At 51.0% G+C, this 15,787-nt stretch carries 13 protein-coding genes; 5 read left to right on the top strand and 8 right to left on the bottom strand.

Annotated elements, in window-relative coordinates; all coding sequences use genetic code 11:
* Positions 1-5: 5 nt before the first annotated feature.
* Positions 6-719, bottom strand: a complete 714-nt coding sequence (locus ACTHRH_RS08095; protein ID WP_379289552.1) for a response regulator transcription factor — start codon at positions 717-719, stop codon at positions 6-8.
* 167 nt (positions 720-886) lie between these two features.
* On the opposite strand from ACTHRH_RS08095, the gene ACTHRH_RS08090 reads away from it, so the two are divergent.
* Genes ACTHRH_RS08090 through ACTHRH_RS08080 form a run of 3 tightly spaced genes read left to right on the top strand, consistent with a single transcriptional unit; the run spans position 887 to position 3,295 of the window.
* The gene (locus ACTHRH_RS08090) at positions 887-1,804 is read left to right on the top strand and encodes an ABC transporter ATP-binding protein (protein WP_379289542.1); all 918 of its coding nucleotides are present in this window, start codon (positions 887-889) and stop codon (positions 1,802-1,804) included.
* Positions 1,801-2,553, top strand: coding sequence for an ABC transporter permease (locus ACTHRH_RS08085; RefSeq protein WP_144937214.1), 753 nt, complete (start codon positions 1,801-1,803; stop codon positions 2,551-2,553). Before ACTHRH_RS08090 ends, ACTHRH_RS08085 begins: the two co-directional genes overlap by 4 nt.
* Before the next feature lie 13 nt (positions 2,554-2,566).
* A complete protein-coding gene (locus ACTHRH_RS08080; protein ID WP_379289545.1) occupies positions 2,567-3,295 on the top strand; it encodes an ABC transporter permease in 729 nt (242 codons plus the stop codon).
* Between the two features lie 131 nt (positions 3,296-3,426).
* On the opposite strand, the gene ACTHRH_RS08075 is transcribed toward ACTHRH_RS08080, so the two are convergent.
* Positions 3,427-4,062 carry a hypothetical protein gene (locus ACTHRH_RS08075; protein ID WP_379289547.1) on the bottom strand — a complete coding sequence of 212 codons (636 nt, stop codon included), beginning with the start codon at positions 4,060-4,062 and terminating at the stop codon, positions 3,427-3,429.
* Between the two features lie 181 nt (positions 4,063-4,243).
* Here ACTHRH_RS08075 and ACTHRH_RS08070 point away from each other — a divergent pair, with 181 nt between their 5' ends.
* Complete coding sequence (locus tag ACTHRH_RS08070; protein ID WP_150960241.1) at positions 4,244-5,305, top strand: Gfo/Idh/MocA family protein; 1,062 nt, start codon at positions 4,244-4,246, stop codon at positions 5,303-5,305.
* A gap of 18 nt (positions 5,306-5,323) precedes the next feature.
* Positions 5,324-6,163 (top strand): Gfo/Idh/MocA family protein, encoded by an 840-nt coding sequence (locus ACTHRH_RS08065; RefSeq protein WP_440414939.1) that lies wholly within the window; start codon positions 5,324-5,326, stop codon positions 6,161-6,163.
* A 922-nt stretch (positions 6,164-7,085) separates the two neighbouring features.
* On the opposite strand, the gene ACTHRH_RS08060 is transcribed toward ACTHRH_RS08065, so the two are convergent.
* From ACTHRH_RS08060 to ACTHRH_RS08035, 6 genes are all read right to left on the bottom strand, one after another.
* Positions 7,086-8,318 (bottom strand): multidrug effflux MFS transporter, encoded by a 1,233-nt coding sequence (locus ACTHRH_RS08060; protein WP_440414937.1) that lies wholly within the window; start codon positions 8,316-8,318, stop codon positions 7,086-7,088.
* 119 nt (positions 8,319-8,437) lie between these two features.
* Complete coding sequence (gene erm, locus ACTHRH_RS08055) at positions 8,438-9,289, bottom strand: 23S ribosomal RNA methyltransferase Erm (RefSeq protein ID WP_144937229.1); 852 nt, start codon at positions 9,287-9,289, stop codon at positions 8,438-8,440.
* Between the two features lie 671 nt (positions 9,290-9,960).
* Entirely contained in the window at positions 9,961-11,850 is a 1,890-nt protein-coding gene (locus ACTHRH_RS08050; protein WP_440414935.1) for a NosD domain-containing protein, read from the bottom strand.
* A 60-nt stretch (positions 11,851-11,910) separates the two neighbouring features.
* Positions 11,911-12,921 (bottom strand): ComEC/Rec2 family competence protein, encoded by a 1,011-nt coding sequence (locus tag ACTHRH_RS08045; RefSeq protein WP_379290194.1) that lies wholly within the window; start codon positions 12,919-12,921, stop codon positions 11,911-11,913.
* Positions 12,922-13,129: 208 nt separating this feature from the next.
* Positions 13,130-14,764, bottom strand: a complete 1,635-nt coding sequence (locus ACTHRH_RS08040; protein WP_144937240.1) for an extracellular solute-binding protein — start codon at positions 14,762-14,764, stop codon at positions 13,130-13,132.
* 137 nt (positions 14,765-14,901) lie between these two features.
* Positions 14,902-15,786, bottom strand: coding sequence for a carbohydrate ABC transporter permease (locus tag ACTHRH_RS08035; protein WP_379290198.1), 885 nt, complete (start codon positions 15,784-15,786; stop codon positions 14,902-14,904).
* Position 15,787: the final 1 nt, after the last annotated feature.

The following is a 15,787-nucleotide window of genomic DNA, read 5'->3' as shown; positions in this document are numbered from 1 at the left end:
GGCTTTTACTCCTTTGCAATCAGCTTGTAGCCCAGCCCTCTTACAGTCTGCAGACACTGCGGTTTGGAAGGATCAGCTTCAATCTTCTCCCGAATTCTTCGGACATGCACCATCAAAGTATTTTCATAGCCATAGGAGTCATCCCCCCAAGCCGCTTGGCATAGAGCGTCGCTCGTCACAATGCGCCCTCGATTTTCGTACAGCTTCAACAGCAGCGCATGCTCCTTGGCCGTCAGCGGGTACTCCTCGTCAGCTCTATAGACCGTTGCGCCTTCCAGGTCTACCCTGCACACCCCCAGGTTAAAAACAGGCGGCCGTTCAGAGGACGCCGGGGAGTAGGCGCGCTTAAGGATCGCGATGAGCCTGAGAATCAGCTCCCGGGGCAAGAAAGGCTTGACGATGTAATCATCGGCCCCGAGCCCAAGCCCCAGCAACCGGTCTTCATCCTCCCCCCGCGCCGACAGAAAAAGCACCGGCATTCCGGAAAACTGCCGTATGGAAGTAAGCAAAGCAAAGCCGTCCATATCCGGCAGCATCACGTCCAGAATAGCTATGTCCGGTTTATCCGACCGGCATATGGCCAAAGCCGTCTCGCTGTCAGCCGCGGAATAAATCCGATAAAACCCTTCTTTGCGCAGGAAGCCTTCAATCATCACTCTTATTTCAGGCTCATCCTCTACGATGAGTATTTTTCTATTTTTAATAGCATCCAAGTCCATCACCTGGGTCTATTATACATGACATGCCCCCGTTTCTTCCGCCTCTTTCCGGATGATTCTTCTAATTTAAGGTTGGCGTAAGGTCGCCTTCAGCCTGATGAAAGGTTCGGGGCTTATGTTGTTTATGGCCCCCGCTACCAAAAATACAGAAACGGAGTGATCACCGAATGAATGCTGAGCCTATTGTCGCCACCTACAATCTGTCCAAGTACTACAACCATGTATGCCGGGTGAACAAGGTCAATCTGACTGTTCATGAAGGGGAAGTATACGGTTTTCTCGGACCTAACGGAGCAGGGAAGTCCACTTCTCTGAAAATGCTGCTGGGACTGGCCAAGCCGAGCGAAGGCCGCGTCACTATTTTTGGCAAAGAGTTTAGCCGGAACCGCACGGCCATCCTGAGCCAGATCGGTGCCCTCATTGAATCCCCTTCGTATTACGGGCATTTGACCGGATTGGAAAATATGCGAGTCATGCAGCGCCTGAAGAACGTACCGGACAAGAATGTGCGTGAAGCTCTGCAAATCGTGCGCTTGGAAAATCAGAAGGATAAGAAGGTAGATCAGTATTCGCTGGGCATGAAGCAGAGACTGGGGATCGCCATGGCGCTGCTGTCCTTCCCCAGGCTCCTGATTCTGGATGAACCGACCAACGGCCTGGACCCGGCCGGTATCGGCGAAATCAGGGAGCTGATCCGATCATTGCCGGAGCGTTACGGAATGACCGTGCTACTGTCCAGCCACCTTCTGACGGAAATAGAACAAATAGCCGCTTCCGTCGGCATTATCAGCGAAGGAGCTCTCCTGTTTCAAGGGAGAATGGAAGAGCTGCGGGCCAGAAATAATATTACCGTTTCCATAAAGGCCCAGGACGCCATCTCAGCCCAGAAGCTGCTGCTCGCTCACGGGTATAAGCCGGTCATGGACAAAGGAAGGCTGCACTTCGATAATCCGAACGATTTGCAAATAGCGAAGGCGAATCAAATTCTGGTAGAGGCCGGTATTTCCGTCGTCCGCATAGAGGAGCACAAGAGGAGCCTGGAAGATATTTTCCTGGAGCTCACGGGGAAGGAGCGCAGCCTTTGATGAAAGCTTTGGCACTGGAATTCTATAAGCTTCGCCGCAAACGAATCTTTGCCATGATGACTTTGTTTTTGGGTGCAGAGCTGGCTTGGGCTTTCGTATCCATAAGCATGTCCATGTCCCGCCATCCGGACAGTACGTCCTGGGAAGCGCTTCTGGTAACGGTCGCTTCCATGAACGGGTTGTTTGTCCCGATCATGTCTGCGGTTGCCGTATCCCGCATATGCGATATGGAACACAAAGGGGACACCTGGAAGCTGCTGGCCACCACTGCGGTACGGCGCAGCCGGCTATATTGGGCCAAGTATTGGTGCGCCAATATCCTGATCCTCTATTATATTAGCCTTCAGGCTGCCGCCATTGCCGGCTTCGGGATCGTCAAAGGATTTGCGGAACCTTTGCCCTTCTCCCTGCTGATTCCATATATAGGCGGGGCTCTGCTGACCAGCATGGCTATCGTCGCCCTGCAGCAGTGGATTTCCCTGTCTGTCAAAAATCAGGCCTTCGCTCTATCTCTGGGTATGATAGGAGGCTTTATCGGGATGGCCGCAGACTTTTTCCCCGCCGGAGTACGACGGCTCTTTATTTGGTCTTACTATACGGGATTGAGCCCTGTCATCTATCAATATTCAAATCTTTCCGTCGACTACCGGGTTCAACCGTTAGAAACCGGTTCTCTGGCATTTATGTCTATCCTTATCATCATTCTGTTCACAGCCGGCTGCTTTCACTTTTCCCGGCAGGAAATATAAGGAGGTTCACTGCATGATAAGAAGCATTTCGGCGGAGTGGCTGAAGCTGCGCCATTCCCGTATCGGACTGGTGCTCCTCACCCTTCCGGTTCTTAGCGTATTGATTGGCTGTGCGACTTTTTACATGAATCGGAGCGCGCTGCATAACGGCTGGTACAGTCTGTGGACCCAGGTCGGCCTGTTCTATGGCGAGTTCTTCCTGCCTGTACTGATTGCCATCTGCTGTGCTTATGCGTGCCGTTTGGAACATATGAACCGCAACTGGAACGCCGTCATGACCTCTCCTGTTCCTGTGGCATGCATTTTTCTGGCCAAGCTGACCGTCGTTAGCATTCAGATTTTCATAGTGCAAGCTTTATTTATGGCGCTGTATTATTGTGCAGGCCTCCTGTTCGGCTTGTCTTCCCCGTTCCCCCCGGAAGCCTTCGGCTGGATATTGCGGGGCTGGCTTGCTTCGGTATCCATCGGTGCCGTGCAGCTTGCGCTGTCCCTGCGCATTCGCAGCTTCGCCGCCCCTATCGGAATCGGTCTCTGTGCGGCCTTTCTCGGATTGGGATTCTATGTGGCCAAAGTCGGGTTATTCTTCCCTTACTCTCTCTTGACCATCGGCTTGGGTGTTCTAAGCCAAGAAAGTCTGACGGGCGCGGATGACCGTTTGTTTCTTGTGATGAATCTCATCTTCATCGTCGCCTTCTCTTCCTTGGCCATACGCAGATTGCAGAAGAAAGATGTGGTTAGCTAGATGTCCGTCTAGTTTCATAACCGTATACAGCACAAGTGCCACCCCGTTCATTGCAAAAACGGGGCGGGACCGTGCTTGCCCCGCCCAAGGCGGAGAAACCTATTCGAAAGAATCATTAATACTCCGCATCTCTACTGAGATTCTTTAATAATGTAAAGCTCAATTTCGCCGCTGTTTTCTCTGGCTTCGATGAAAGAGAATCCTAAATATCCCTCAGAATTGTATATCTTTGATAGGATTGACCGGCGTACTGTAACCTCCTCTTCTTTACCAGTTGAGAGATCTAAGGCGAATATTTGATTCATGGAATAACGATAATAGACTTTATTATTCATGATAAAAGGAGAATCGAAGGTCATCTCACTCTCTTCGCCTTTAATTTCATATTTGGTAACTCCACTTTCCCGGTCAAACACTCTAACCCTTCCAATTTCGCAGAACACTACCCATTTTTCATCTGCTGTAAAATCCACAATTCCTTCTACATTAGATTTTATTACTCTCGCAGATTTCGTTGAATCGTAAGGGTAAAAAGCTATTTCAAAAGACTTATTGCTCTGCGCCTCCTTCTTTTCAAATACGGATTGATGGATTAACATACCATCTACTACGGGTCTTTGGATAATTAGATATGTTCCTTCTCTGCCGTTATTTCTTTCGTCCAACTTTGCAGTTGCTATCTCAGTGATTTTATTTGAGTTCGGTTCATAAACTATAGCTGAACTAATGACGATATTATTTTCAAACTTCTTTTCGATCCAAGTCAATTGAAAAACTGATGTTAAGAACCTTACATTTTGATTATGGATGTCGATTTTTCTTCCAAATCGTGTTTCGTAAAATTTTTCGATTTATTTACTCCGTAAGTGGTTGTATATTTCTTGAAAACCGTTACAATAGACTTGTCAATAATTAGTAAGGATTTAAAGTCCATGAGGAGGGAAACCGATGGAGAAGATTAAAGTGGCCATTATCGGATGCGGTACGATTGCCAACAGTGCCCATATCAAGGCTTATATGGCCAACCCGAATGCCGAGATCAAATATTTCTGCGACATTATCAAGGAAAGGGCCGATAAGGCTGTTCAAGACTACGGATGCGGGCAAGCGATAGAGGATTATCGCGTCATTCTGGATGATCCTGAAGTCGAAGCGGTTTCAATTTGTACTCCGAATGACGGTCATGCGGCAATCGCCATCGATTGCTTGCGCGCGGGCAAGAATGTGCTCTGCGAGAAGCCGGCCGCCAGAACGTTTGAGGAAGCGCTGGAGATGCAGAAGGTACAACACGAAACCGGCAAAGTATTGAATATCGGTGTAGTCAACCGCTTTAATACGGGAGTCAACGTAGTTAAAAATATGATCGCTAATGGAGAGCTGGGCGAAGTATACCATGTATATGTCAGCTTCCGGGCACACCGCTCCATTCCCGGCCTTGGCGGCGCCTTCACGACCAAAGCGATTGCCGGCGGAGGCGTGCTGATCGACTGGGGCGTCCATTACCTCGATGTCGTTATGTATTGCACCGGAGATCCGCAGCCCAAGACAGTAACCGGTCAAGCTTATTGCAAGCTGGGTAAAGACATGAAAGACTATACGTTTACGAAGATGTGGGCCGGCCCGCCAAATTATTCCGGTACATATGATGTGGACGATTTTGTAACCGGGTTGATCCGGACCGAAGGACCGACCATTTCCTTGAACGGCGCCTGGGCCCAGAACATCGGCGTCAGTGAGACCTACATCGATTTCCTTGGCGACAAGGCGGGCATTCGTCTGCAATACGGCTCCGACTTCAAGCTGTACAGCGCGAAGAACGGCGCTCTGCTGGAGACAACGCCGACTTACAACTCGACGGATATGTTCCAGAATGAAATTGACGGCTTCCTCAATTGCATCCGTACAGGAGAGAAGCTTCCTTCCCATATTGATACGGTCATCTTATCTTCCAAGATTATTCAGGCTATTTACGATTCTTCCGACCAGCGCAAGGAAATTTCGTTCGAGTAGCAAGGAGGCTTTAATACTGTGAAAACCATCGGGTTCATTGATTACTTCCTGGATGAATGGCATGCCAATAAATACCCGGGATGGATTCAGCAAGCAACGAACGGAGAACTGAAGCTCGCCTATGCCTATGGCAAGAAGGACTCCGAGCAGGGTGTCGATAACGCCACCTGGTGCCGGAACATGGGGGTCGAGCTGCTCGATTCCATCGAAGCGGTCGTTGACAAGAGCGATTACTTGATCGTGCTTTCCCCCGACCATCCGGAGTTTCATGAAGAGCTGGCAATCCCTGCCCTGAAATCCGGCAAACCGACTTACGTGGACAAAACATTTGCCCCGGACCGGGCTACAGCTCAGCTTCTGTTCGACACCGCCGCCAAGCACGGCACCCCCTTGTACTCGTCCTCAGCTTTGCGTTTCGCCACCGAGTATGTCGAGGCGGACAGACAAGGGATCGAAACTATCTGCAGTATGGGGCCGGGAACGTTCGCCAATTATTCGATCCATCAGATCGAACCGATCGTTTCCATGATGGGGAACGCCCCGACGAGGGTCATGGCTACCGGAACTCCATCGTTCCCTACCCTGATTATCGAATTTGCAGACGGCAGGCAGGCGTCCATTCACCATTTTGCCAATAGCCCGTTCAGCCTGGCGCTGGGGTACTCTTCAGGCCAATCGGTCCATCTGAAGCCGGAATCGGATTTCTTCGGCCTGTTTATCCGCAATCTGGTGCAATTTTTCAACACCGGTCAGCCTACCGTAGATCCATCCGATACGATTGCAATCATCACCATCATCGAATATGGCCTCAAGGCTTTGGAAACGCCCTATCAGTGGGTAGAGCTTCCGAAAGCCTGAACGGGCACGTAAATTTGAAGTAAAACGAGATATGGCGGGCCTAAGCCCGCCTTTTTCTTTTCCCGCTATAATTTGATTACCTTCCTTCTTCTTGTTCCGTCTTATGGACGGAACTCCCCTCTTTAGCCGCTTTGGACTGTTATCCCCCTTAATCAGAAAGCGTCGCTGGCGTTCTTAGTGATACGCATCCCGATATACACCTTTCCGATCATTACGGTATGTGCATGACAGCCGGTTGGATGCTCGGAAAATGGAGTTGCGGTCTTGATCTAGTAGCACTGCCCGTTGGATTCAAACGCTAATGCATGGATCGACTAATCAAGTCTGCTTTCGACCGTTATCCCCTCTCCTCAGAAAGGCTTGAGGCCGCTGCCTTGGTCTTAGTCCTATCCCGCTTGATTCCATTCAGACCGGCCCTGTACCTGCACATCTTCTTATATGAGCCCGACTCTAATCCGGAGCTTCTGAGTGATGGGGATAATAGTCCAATGGAAGGGAAAAATGGTGTCCGGTCGTTACTGAGCCGTTGGTATAACAGACAAAGAACGAGGAGAGAGATATGGGACAGCGCGCCAGTTACCAAGGAGAGCAGGATAACGGTCCGAAGAAATACGGTACCCGGTGATTGCAACCCGGCCCATGAGATAAGGGTTAATCCCATAAGTCGGATTGCGATCTTTCAACCCCTGTCACACGCCGGATAGCGTAAAAGACGGGCAAAACCGCAGGTCTTTTTTGGTAAAAGCCGCGCAATACCTGATTCTAAAGCGATTATGCAGGTCTTTGGAGCGATTTTTGCGAAATCACTGCATTTTGGCAAAGAAGACCTGCACATTTGAGCGTCTTTCGCTCTCTTTCTGGAAAAAATGGAAATCCAATGTACTTTTGCTTGTCTTTGCAACGTCCTTGCTGCTGTCTCGTTTCATGCCTTCGCTCTGTATCTGCGAACGAGCAGCAAATAACACAGGACTGCCCCTATATCCGCTCCCGCTATCACAATCCCCATGGGAACGGCCGTTTCTCCTCCGCCCAGGCCTACCAGAGGCGCCACCAGCGCGCCAAAGATCATGGACATCAGTCCCAGCAGCGCAGAGGCGCTGCCCGCAACCTTGCCTTGGTTCTGCATTGCCAGAGAAAAACAAGCCGTGCTAACAATCCCGACACTCGAGACGACAAAGAATAACGGAATCATCACTCCATACAAGCCGGCTCCGGACAGAATCATCACGAGCAGCGTCGTCCCGCCTAATGAAGCCATTCCGAGGCCGCAGACCAGCAGCTTCGTCTCGCTGATTCTTCCCGCCAGCCTGCCGGTAACCTGGGTAGCCATAATGATGCCGAGCCCGTTAATGGCGAAGAAGACGCTGAACATTTGCGGCGAGGCCCCATAGATATTTTGAATAACAAAGGGCGATCCGGAAATATACGCGAACATGCCGGCACTTACAAGGCCCTGGGATAGAGCATAGCCTATGAAGATCCGGTCTCTGAACAGCCCGCGGAAAGTCGACAGCGTATTCTTGATCCCGCTCTGGGAACGCCGTTCGCGCGGCAGTGTTTCCGGCAAGCCGAACAAGGCGGCCATCAGCATAATAAAGCCCAAGAGACCCAGGACGACAAATACCCCCTGCCAGGATACGTAACGCAGCAGTTGTCCGCCTATGATCGGAGCAAGGATGGGAGCCGCCCCGTTAACCAGCATCAGCAGCGCGAAGAACTTGGTCAGCTCTGCCCCCGAGTACAGATCCCGTACTACCGCTCTCGAAACGACGACGCCGACCGAACCGGACAAGCCTTGAATAAGTCTCAGCGCTATCAATACTTCGATCGAAGGACTGATTGCGCATAGCAGAGACGAAGCGGCGAAGATGACGAGGCCGATCATTAACGGGGTACGTCGCCCATAGATATCACTCAGCGGCCCGGCGAAAAGCTGACCTAACGCAATCCCTGCCAGGAAGCAGGTCAGACTTAGCTGCACCAGCGAAGGATTCGTCTGAAGCTGCTCCGCCATGATCGGCAATGAAGGCAAATACATATCGATGGAGAGTGGCCCGATGGCACTCAGCATCCCCAGTACGGCAGCCATCTTGTATCGGTTAGACCGAGATAGCTTCTGCGGTATCATTTCCGTACCTAACATCGGATTGCCCATAAGCTCATACCTTTCTTGACAAATTGAATGAATAAGCCGAAGCGGCTGTTAGTTGCCAAACTAACTAATTCATTCTAGCAAATCTGACTTCATTGTCAATGGTTATGGGCACTTCATGATTATTTTCGCTTCCACGACCCTTTAGGCCAACGAAACGGTTCCACATGTCTGAGCATCGTCATAAATACCGTCGCCCATTGTTCTTCATTCAATGAGCATATCGGTGAATTGCGGTCCGCTCCAATATTTTTAACCAGATGCTTGATTTGTGGCGGGGTAAAAATTCCAAGCAGCGCTTCACTAATCGGAAGCCTAGGATGCTTCAGCCCATAATCCGCCATGGCCCGAAACCGCAAATGCTGGTTATGCGGGACAAGCGGCTGCTTCCTTCGGCGAATCCGCAGCAGGGCCGAATCGACTCTGGGCGGTGGTGAGAAGAAGTGTCTGGGCACCTCTCTTACCAGCTTCAGCTCGAACCACATTCTCCAAGTCAAAATGCGTGCATTCACAACCGGTGTGGAAGTAAACCGTTTTGCAGCCTCCTTCTCCACCATCAGCAAGGCTTTCTGCAGGAGAGCGGACGGGGTATCCAGAAGCTTGCCGAGAATGGCCGTTGTTATGGAGTATGGAATGTTCGCTACGACGGAATAAGCCTCACGGGGAAGCGCGGTTTCCCTGATATCTCTCGGAATTATCGTGATATTCGCATGCTTTCGCGATTTGTCGCGAAGCACCTCAATGAACCCGGGATCATTCTCGACCGCCAGCACCTTTCCCGCTTTTTTGGCGAGAGGCAGAGTGAGAACGCCCTTACCCGCCCCGATTTCGAAAATCGTATCTGTTTCTCTAACCTCCGCGATCTCGATCATCTCTGCGATGATCCGTTTATTATGCAGCAAATGCTGACCGGAGAAGTTAGGTCCTTCTACACACTTTCGCACCTTGCGATGCCGTTTGTTTTGTCTTTTCATGCCGATCCTCCATTATCTGATGAAATAAAAAAACACAGACCGCTGCCTGTGCTTATCCATCACTGGAGGAATACATGCCAAGGACTTCCCTCCTTCGGGAATCTGGAAGATCCATGGTATTTTTTCCCATATATCGACTCGACTTGAAGTCCCTGCAGCATGAGCTTGCTTAAGGGCTCCGCTCAACCGATCGAACCTATAACTTTATTTACACATGCAAGAAGAAACGGCTGTACGTCCTTGGACAAGGACGTACGGTTTCTCGATGAAATATAATAACGGAATAAGCATGAAGCTTACACGCTTATATTTCAAAGAAGAGGTCAGGATCAACCTTCCCTCTCCCTGCACCCTCTATAAGGTTACGTTAAAAATGGGCAGATCATTCCGATTGCTCTGCACAGGCAGAGGCTTTGAGCAGTATTCAATTATCTGCACAAAGTTCTCAATCGAATGAAAAATATAATACCCACACGTAACCCTCCGTTCACTAAAAGTAACTTCATGCTAACATATCGGAAACCGACTCACAACCTGATCAATCTGTAATAAATCGTTATAATCAAGTTTTCCGTCGTGTCCCACCTCGTTTTTTCGCTTTCCAATCCCCTCCCTTGACCTTTCCCTGAATTTTGGCATTCGCTGTCTTTTTGCGGACAAAATGTTTACATTCAGCCCGGAGTATAGACAGGGACTCCATTGTTGCCGATAGTCATCCTGTATCTCGTGCCATTAGGGGCATGCACATAAATACCGTCGAAGTTGCTTGACCCTTGAACGAGGACGGCGGCCGTCTTGCCCTCGACACAGTTGTCGGCTACCTGCACGTTGCTGGTCGTCCCCGTGACGCTGATGCCATACTGATTCTGGTTGCCGGAAGGGGCTTTGCGGACCGTATTTCCGGCAACCTTGCCGTTCCTGGCCTTATTGGCCACGAGGATGCCGCTGCGCGTATTATCGGTTTCGGTGGCAGGCGAGCTGATCATATTCCCCTCTACATGAAAACCGTCCATGCTTTGAATGAAGATTCCCGTTCTTCCGCAGCGCTGTATCTGGTTATGGCCTATATAAATGCCCGACGTATGTCCTTGATTCTGATAGTCCGCATCCGGCTCCTCGGTATACACCGCTTCCGTCTTAATATCCTGGAAACGATTGCCGCTTATGGAAGTATCGCTGACGTAGGATAACAGCACTCCGCGATACTGATTGCGGAACAGATTATTGGCAATCTGCACATTATGGGTCCACCGCAATGTAATACAATTATGGCTGGCCGACCCGTCTTCGAAGAGATTGTCTGCAATAACGACGGACTCCATTTTGGCATAAACCGTGTTGGTCTTGGGCCATCCCGCGCCATAGATATTTTCCGACCGCGTTCCTTTGAATATGTTCCCTGAAATCACTATATTTTTACCCGACTGGGGAAGACCGCTCTGCACCCCGTCCGCATCCTTCGACGATTCGGTATTGGCCTGCGGATTCGACAGCATGATTCCCCGGTTGCAGTTCAGAAACAAATTGTTTGTGACAAACAATTCCGCATACTTGAAGCTTCTTACTCCGGCGAAGGTCATGCCTTCGAACGTATTTCCATAAATTTTTATATTCGAGTTGTATAGATTGTGAACGGCATAATGATTGCCCACTCCAGCCGGCCAAGCTTGTGTGCCCGGTGTGCCGCTGGCGCCGAAATAACAGTTGCGGACGGTTATGTTCCGGCAGGGGGTTCCGTCAAACACGCCGATTATCGAGAAGCCCTCCTTCGTATGATTGGCAATTTGAATCGCCTCGGCATAATTTCTCGACTGATTGGGTGTATCGTCCTTGTACCCGAGAAAACGGCAGTTCTCGATCAGCACGTTCTCGCAAGCGTTCATGTCCACGCCGTGAGCCGATACAACGTCTCTCAATTCTACATCGCGAATAATGATATTCCTTCCCCGGGCCAGGCCGAAGCCGTTAAAGTCATCCGGGTACTGCAAAATATTCCCTTCCCAAACTCCCCCCTCGATAATAATATCGCCGTGCCCTTCGTACCCCTGAAAGCTATCGTTCAGCTTCCCGTTGGCCATAAAGGAATAGTCATGGCAGCGCAGCAGCGTGGCGCCCTGCTGCATGCTGAATCGCGTCCGGCGATAGATTCGCAGCGTATCGGTCACTTTATAGGTGCCTTTCGGAACGACAATATGCGTATAGCTGTTGTGCAGCGCCTGATTCAGCGCATTCTGAATGGCCGGCGTATCATCGGTTATCCCGTCGCCGACAGCTCCGAAATCGCGAACGTTGAGCACCGGGCTTGTTCCTTTGGCCGAAATCGAAGGCTTATCCAGCGGACTGTAGACATTTTCCGTAACCGGCATGGCGGAAACTCCGGAAACGGTCCGCAGCATGCTGCTTCCTGCAACTAGAGCCAGTCCGGTCATTCCCAAGGAGGTTAACATCCTCCTCCGGCTGATTCGGTGATCGGGCCTCTCCTGCTCCTCGGGATTATCCGGCCTCCCCTGCTTCTGTTGATCCGGCTCTTCCTGCAGCTTCTGCTTTTCCTGCTCCAACATCCCTCATTCCTCCTCGCATGACATGGAATAGGTTAATGCTTTATCCCAAGCTCCCGGCAATCAGGTCTCCTTGCCTTCCCCTGCACTATCCTTTCCGGGTGGCTCCCAATCCTTCTCCGTCTTCACTTGAATCGTCTTGCCGTCGGTATGAAGCAAAATATGTCCATGCAGGCCGGTGGTATACACCTCGGTGCCTTTTTTCTCCAGCCGCTCCTTCAAATTCGGGCTCTGAAATATATTCTGGCTTATAATGGCGATCTGCGGCGATACCGCCCGCAGGAACGCCTCCGACGACGAGGTCGATTCGCTGCCGTGATGGGGAATGTCCATCATATCGGACTTCAGCTTGTCTGCCCATGGGGAGGCGGTAAGCTCAATTTCCCTGTGCTTGTAAATGTCCGCAGTGAACAGAAACGTACGCTCGCCATAGGTCATTCGGAACACCATCGAATAATCGTTAATCTCCGGAGCGGAGAACACTTTCACCGCATCGGGCAGCTCCCCCTTCGGCGGGCTGAGCACTTCGAACCGAACCTGATCGCCAAGCTGAAAAACATCGCCATCCTCCAGCGTTCGGACAGGAACCTTCTTCTCTTCCAGAGGGCTCATCGCATTGGTATATGCGGAAGACTTTGTATACGGCAGATTGATCATATAAAATTGCTTGATTTCCTTCTCCTTCGCCACGGTGGCAAAGCCTCCGATATGATCGATATGCGGATGCGTATTGAGTGCGATGTCCAGCGTGTCGATGCCCAGCTTGTTCAAATAGTCGACCACTTGCGTCCCTGCTTCCGGCAGCCCCGAGTCGACCAGCATCGTTTTGCCGTCCGGTGAAATAATCAGAAAGCTGTCTCCCATCAGGTCCTTGCCATCCAGATAAAAATAACGAATCGTCAGTTGATCCTTATAGGCCTCCCGGTCGAATATTTCCTCAGTTCGCACACTCGCTTCTTCCGGTACGGCCGGTGGCTCTATTTCGGAAGTCGCCTTCGTGCAAGCCGCCAGCATTGCTGCAGCGGCGGCCAGCATGAAGAGAGCTCTGCAGACGCCGTTCATTCGGATGAACATTTTGAAAGCCTCCTTTCCCGGTTGTTCTATCCGGTGGAATGCAAGCCGCATCCCCTGTTCCGGGAGTCTGTCCGACGGCACTTCCCCGAATGCGCTTTCACTGTTCCGAGTCACGGATCAACCGTCTTCATCGGCTAATAGCTTTGAACGATTCGGTTTACAATACCCCGGACAGACTTCCTGGGATCGGTCATATCCTCCTGCAGACTTAATTGCTTCCCTTGTAGCGCTCGTAAGCTTGCTTGTAAATGGTCATGTAATCTTCCAGTCCCATTTTCTTGACGGTCTCGACATATTTATCCCAATCCGACATCGGCTGGGAGCCTGTAATGAATTTCGCCTCCATCTCGGTGATGTAAGACTCGATATCGGAGCCGACCGTAGAGCGGAATTCGGTCTCCTCCTCGGTATAGTTGAAGCTGTTCCAGAGCTCCTTGACCGCGTAAGGCTTTGCTTTCTCCCCTACTTCTATCGACTCGGGCAGCGTCTCGGAGCCTTTGAAGTATTTCTCCTGCACATACCCGGGATAGCTGCCGCCCAGCCAGGTAATATATTTGGCCAGCGCCTGGTCCATCGTAAGCCCTTCCGGATTGTTGGTGATTTCCTCTACAAATTCCAGCTTGCCTTCGGGAGTCGTTCTGTACGTCTGTCCTTCGATGCCCATGAAGTAGAATGTAGCCCCTTCGTCGCCGAAGAAATGGTCGATCCAGCGGACGGTCGCTTCAGGATGCTTGTTCTTATCCGTGATGACGAAAGCTCCCGGCCATACGGCAGGCACTTTGATATGGGAATACAGCCGGTCCCCGTGCGGTCCCTCAAGCGCTCCAAGACCGACATACCCCGGTTGGTTGAGCTGGGTCTTGGGGTTCGGATTAATGGTGGCTCCGAATACGCCTTTCTGGCCTTTGGCATACAGAGCGGCCGTTTTGATCGTAAAGATTTCCTTGTCGATCAGACCCTCGGTGTACAGCTTGCGTACATATTCGATCACTTCCTTGTATTTCGGATCGATGCGGAAGAAACGCAGCTCGTTCGTCTCCGGATCTACATCGACGTATTTATGGCCCAACCCGCGGTTGCCGAACCCCCATGCTCCTCTAAGCTGCTCCAGCAGCGGATTGATCCCCCCGCCGGCATAAGGGATTTCATCCGCCTCCCCGTTCCCGTTCAGATCGGTTTCCTTGACAGCCTTTAAATATTGGTACAGCTCCTCGGTGGTCGTCGGCTCCGGCATGTTGAGCTTATCCAGCCATTCCTTGTTCACCCACAGCGGCGTACCGATAAGCATAGGCAGAAATTCCGGGCTGTAGAACGACGGGAAGGAATAGATGTTACCGTCCGGCATCGTCAAGCCCCTCTTCAGGTCCGGATATTTCTCCAGCAAGCTTTTGAAATTGGGAGCATATTTGTCGATAAGATCGTTCAGCTTGATGAAGGTACCCTGAGCCCCGTATTTCATCAAGTCCGCGGCAGGGACCCTTGCTGAGTAGAAGGCGTCGGGATAATCTCCTCCGGCCAAAGCCAAATTGCGCTTCTCTGTCAAATTCTCGAACGGCACCAGCTGGAAGGTAATGTTCATGTTCGACATTTTGGCGTATTCTTTCCACACCAGTGTTTCCTCGAAATTATTTCCGTTGGTCGCCGCTTTCCCCGTAAAGAAGGTTAAACTAATCGGCTCCTTCACGATCGGCATTCCCGTCAGATTCAGATTTGTAACTTCTTCCGTTTCCGGCGATGGCTCGTTTCCTTCCTTGACTTCCTTGCCGCCGCCGCTGCAGGCCGATAACAGGCTGCCGCTCATGGCGACAGTCAGCATGACGGAGGCCCATTTATGATTTCGCATTGCTTCTTCCTCCCTTTTCTCCAAACGTTATCTATTGATTAGTTAAAAGGGGCTAGCCCCTAAGAACTCCTAGTGATTCACAGTTCACACGAACCTTCTTCGGAAAGGCCCAAAGCCATTAGTCCCGATGCGGCCCATTATCCCTTGACCGCCCCGATCATAACACCTTTGACGAAATATTTCTGCAGGAACGGATACAGCAATAGAACCGGCAAGTTGGCTACAATGACCACCGCGTATTTTATCGCTTCGCCTTCCATGACGTTACGGGCATGGGAGTCATCGCCGACGCCGAGCATCTCCTGCATCTGCCCCTGGATCAGAATTTCCCGCAGGAACAATTGCAGAGGGTATTTGTGCCGGTCGGTCAAATACATAAGGGCGCTAAAATAAGAGTTCCAGTGGCCGACACTGTAGAACAGGATCATGACCGCGATGATGGGCAGGGACAACGGCAGCACGATACGCGTAAGGATGCCCAGATTGGAGCAGCCGTCGATCGAGGCGGCCTCCTGCATTTCATAGGGAATGGAGCTCTGAAAAAAAGTACGCATAATCAGGATGTTGTACACGGATACCGCTCCCGGAATAATGAGCGCCCACATGGAATTGAGCATGCCCAGCTTTTTGACTAGAAGGTAGGTAGGCACCATTCCCCCGCTGAAGAACATCGTGAACACCATCAGCGCCGCGATGAGATTGCGTCCATAGAAGTCTCTGCGAGAGAGCGGATACGCCGCCGCCACGGACAGAACCAGATTGATCGCCGTACCGACCGTCGTATACAGGATCGTGTTCATATACCCGGATAGAATTTCGTGATTCTGGAATATCTTCTTGTAACCCATCCATGTAATCTCTTTCGGCCACAGCCACACTTCTCCCTGCATAACCGCTTCGGGATGGCTGATGGACGCAACGAGGACGAAGATCAGCGGATACAGAACGATGACGGATATGACCGCCAGAATGGCGTGGACAGCCCATTCGAACAGCTTATCACCGAAGCTTTGATTGTTCATG

It is taken from the genome of Paenibacillus sp. SAFN-117 (assembly GCF_051966115.1).
Lineage (GTDB): Bacteria > Bacillota > Bacilli > Paenibacillales > NBRC-103111 > Paenibacillus_L > Paenibacillus_L residui.
This window is presented reverse-complemented; position numbering and strand designations above follow the sequence as displayed.

Excerpts from the sequence above, each read along its gene's own strand:
- ACTHRH_RS08095 (WP_379289552.1), bottom strand. The coding sequence starts at position 719 with ATGGACTTGGATGCTATTAAAAATAGAAAAATACTCATCGTAGAGGAT.
- ACTHRH_RS08090 (WP_379289542.1), top strand. The coding sequence starts at position 887 with ATGAATGCTGAGCCTATTGTCGCCACCTACAATCTGTCCAAGTACTAC.
- ACTHRH_RS08080 (WP_379289545.1), top strand. The coding sequence starts at position 2,567 with ATGATAAGAAGCATTTCGGCGGAGTGGCTGAAGCTGCGCCATTCCCGT.
- ACTHRH_RS08070 (WP_150960241.1), top strand. The coding sequence starts at position 4,244 with ATGGAGAAGATTAAAGTGGCCATTATCGGATGCGGTACGATTGCCAAC.
- ACTHRH_RS08060 (WP_440414937.1), bottom strand. The coding sequence starts at position 8,318 with ATGGGCAATCCGATGTTAGGTACGGAAATGATACCGCAGAAGCTATCT.
- erm (WP_144937229.1), bottom strand. The coding sequence starts at position 9,289 with ATGAAAAGACAAAACAAACGGCATCGCAAGGTGCGAAAGTGTGTAGAA.
- ACTHRH_RS08050 (WP_440414935.1), bottom strand. The coding sequence starts at position 11,850 with ATGTTGGAGCAGGAAAAGCAGAAGCTGCAGGAAGAGCCGGATCAACAG.
- ACTHRH_RS08045 (WP_379290194.1), bottom strand. The coding sequence starts at position 12,921 with ATGTTCATCCGAATGAACGGCGTCTGCAGAGCTCTCTTCATGCTGGCC.
- ACTHRH_RS08040 (WP_144937240.1), bottom strand. The coding sequence starts at position 14,764 with ATGCGAAATCATAAATGGGCCTCCGTCATGCTGACTGTCGCCATGAGC.
- ACTHRH_RS08035 (WP_379290198.1), bottom strand. The coding sequence starts at position 15,786 with ATGAACAATCAAAGCTTCGGTGATAAGCTGTTCGAATGGGCTGTCCAC.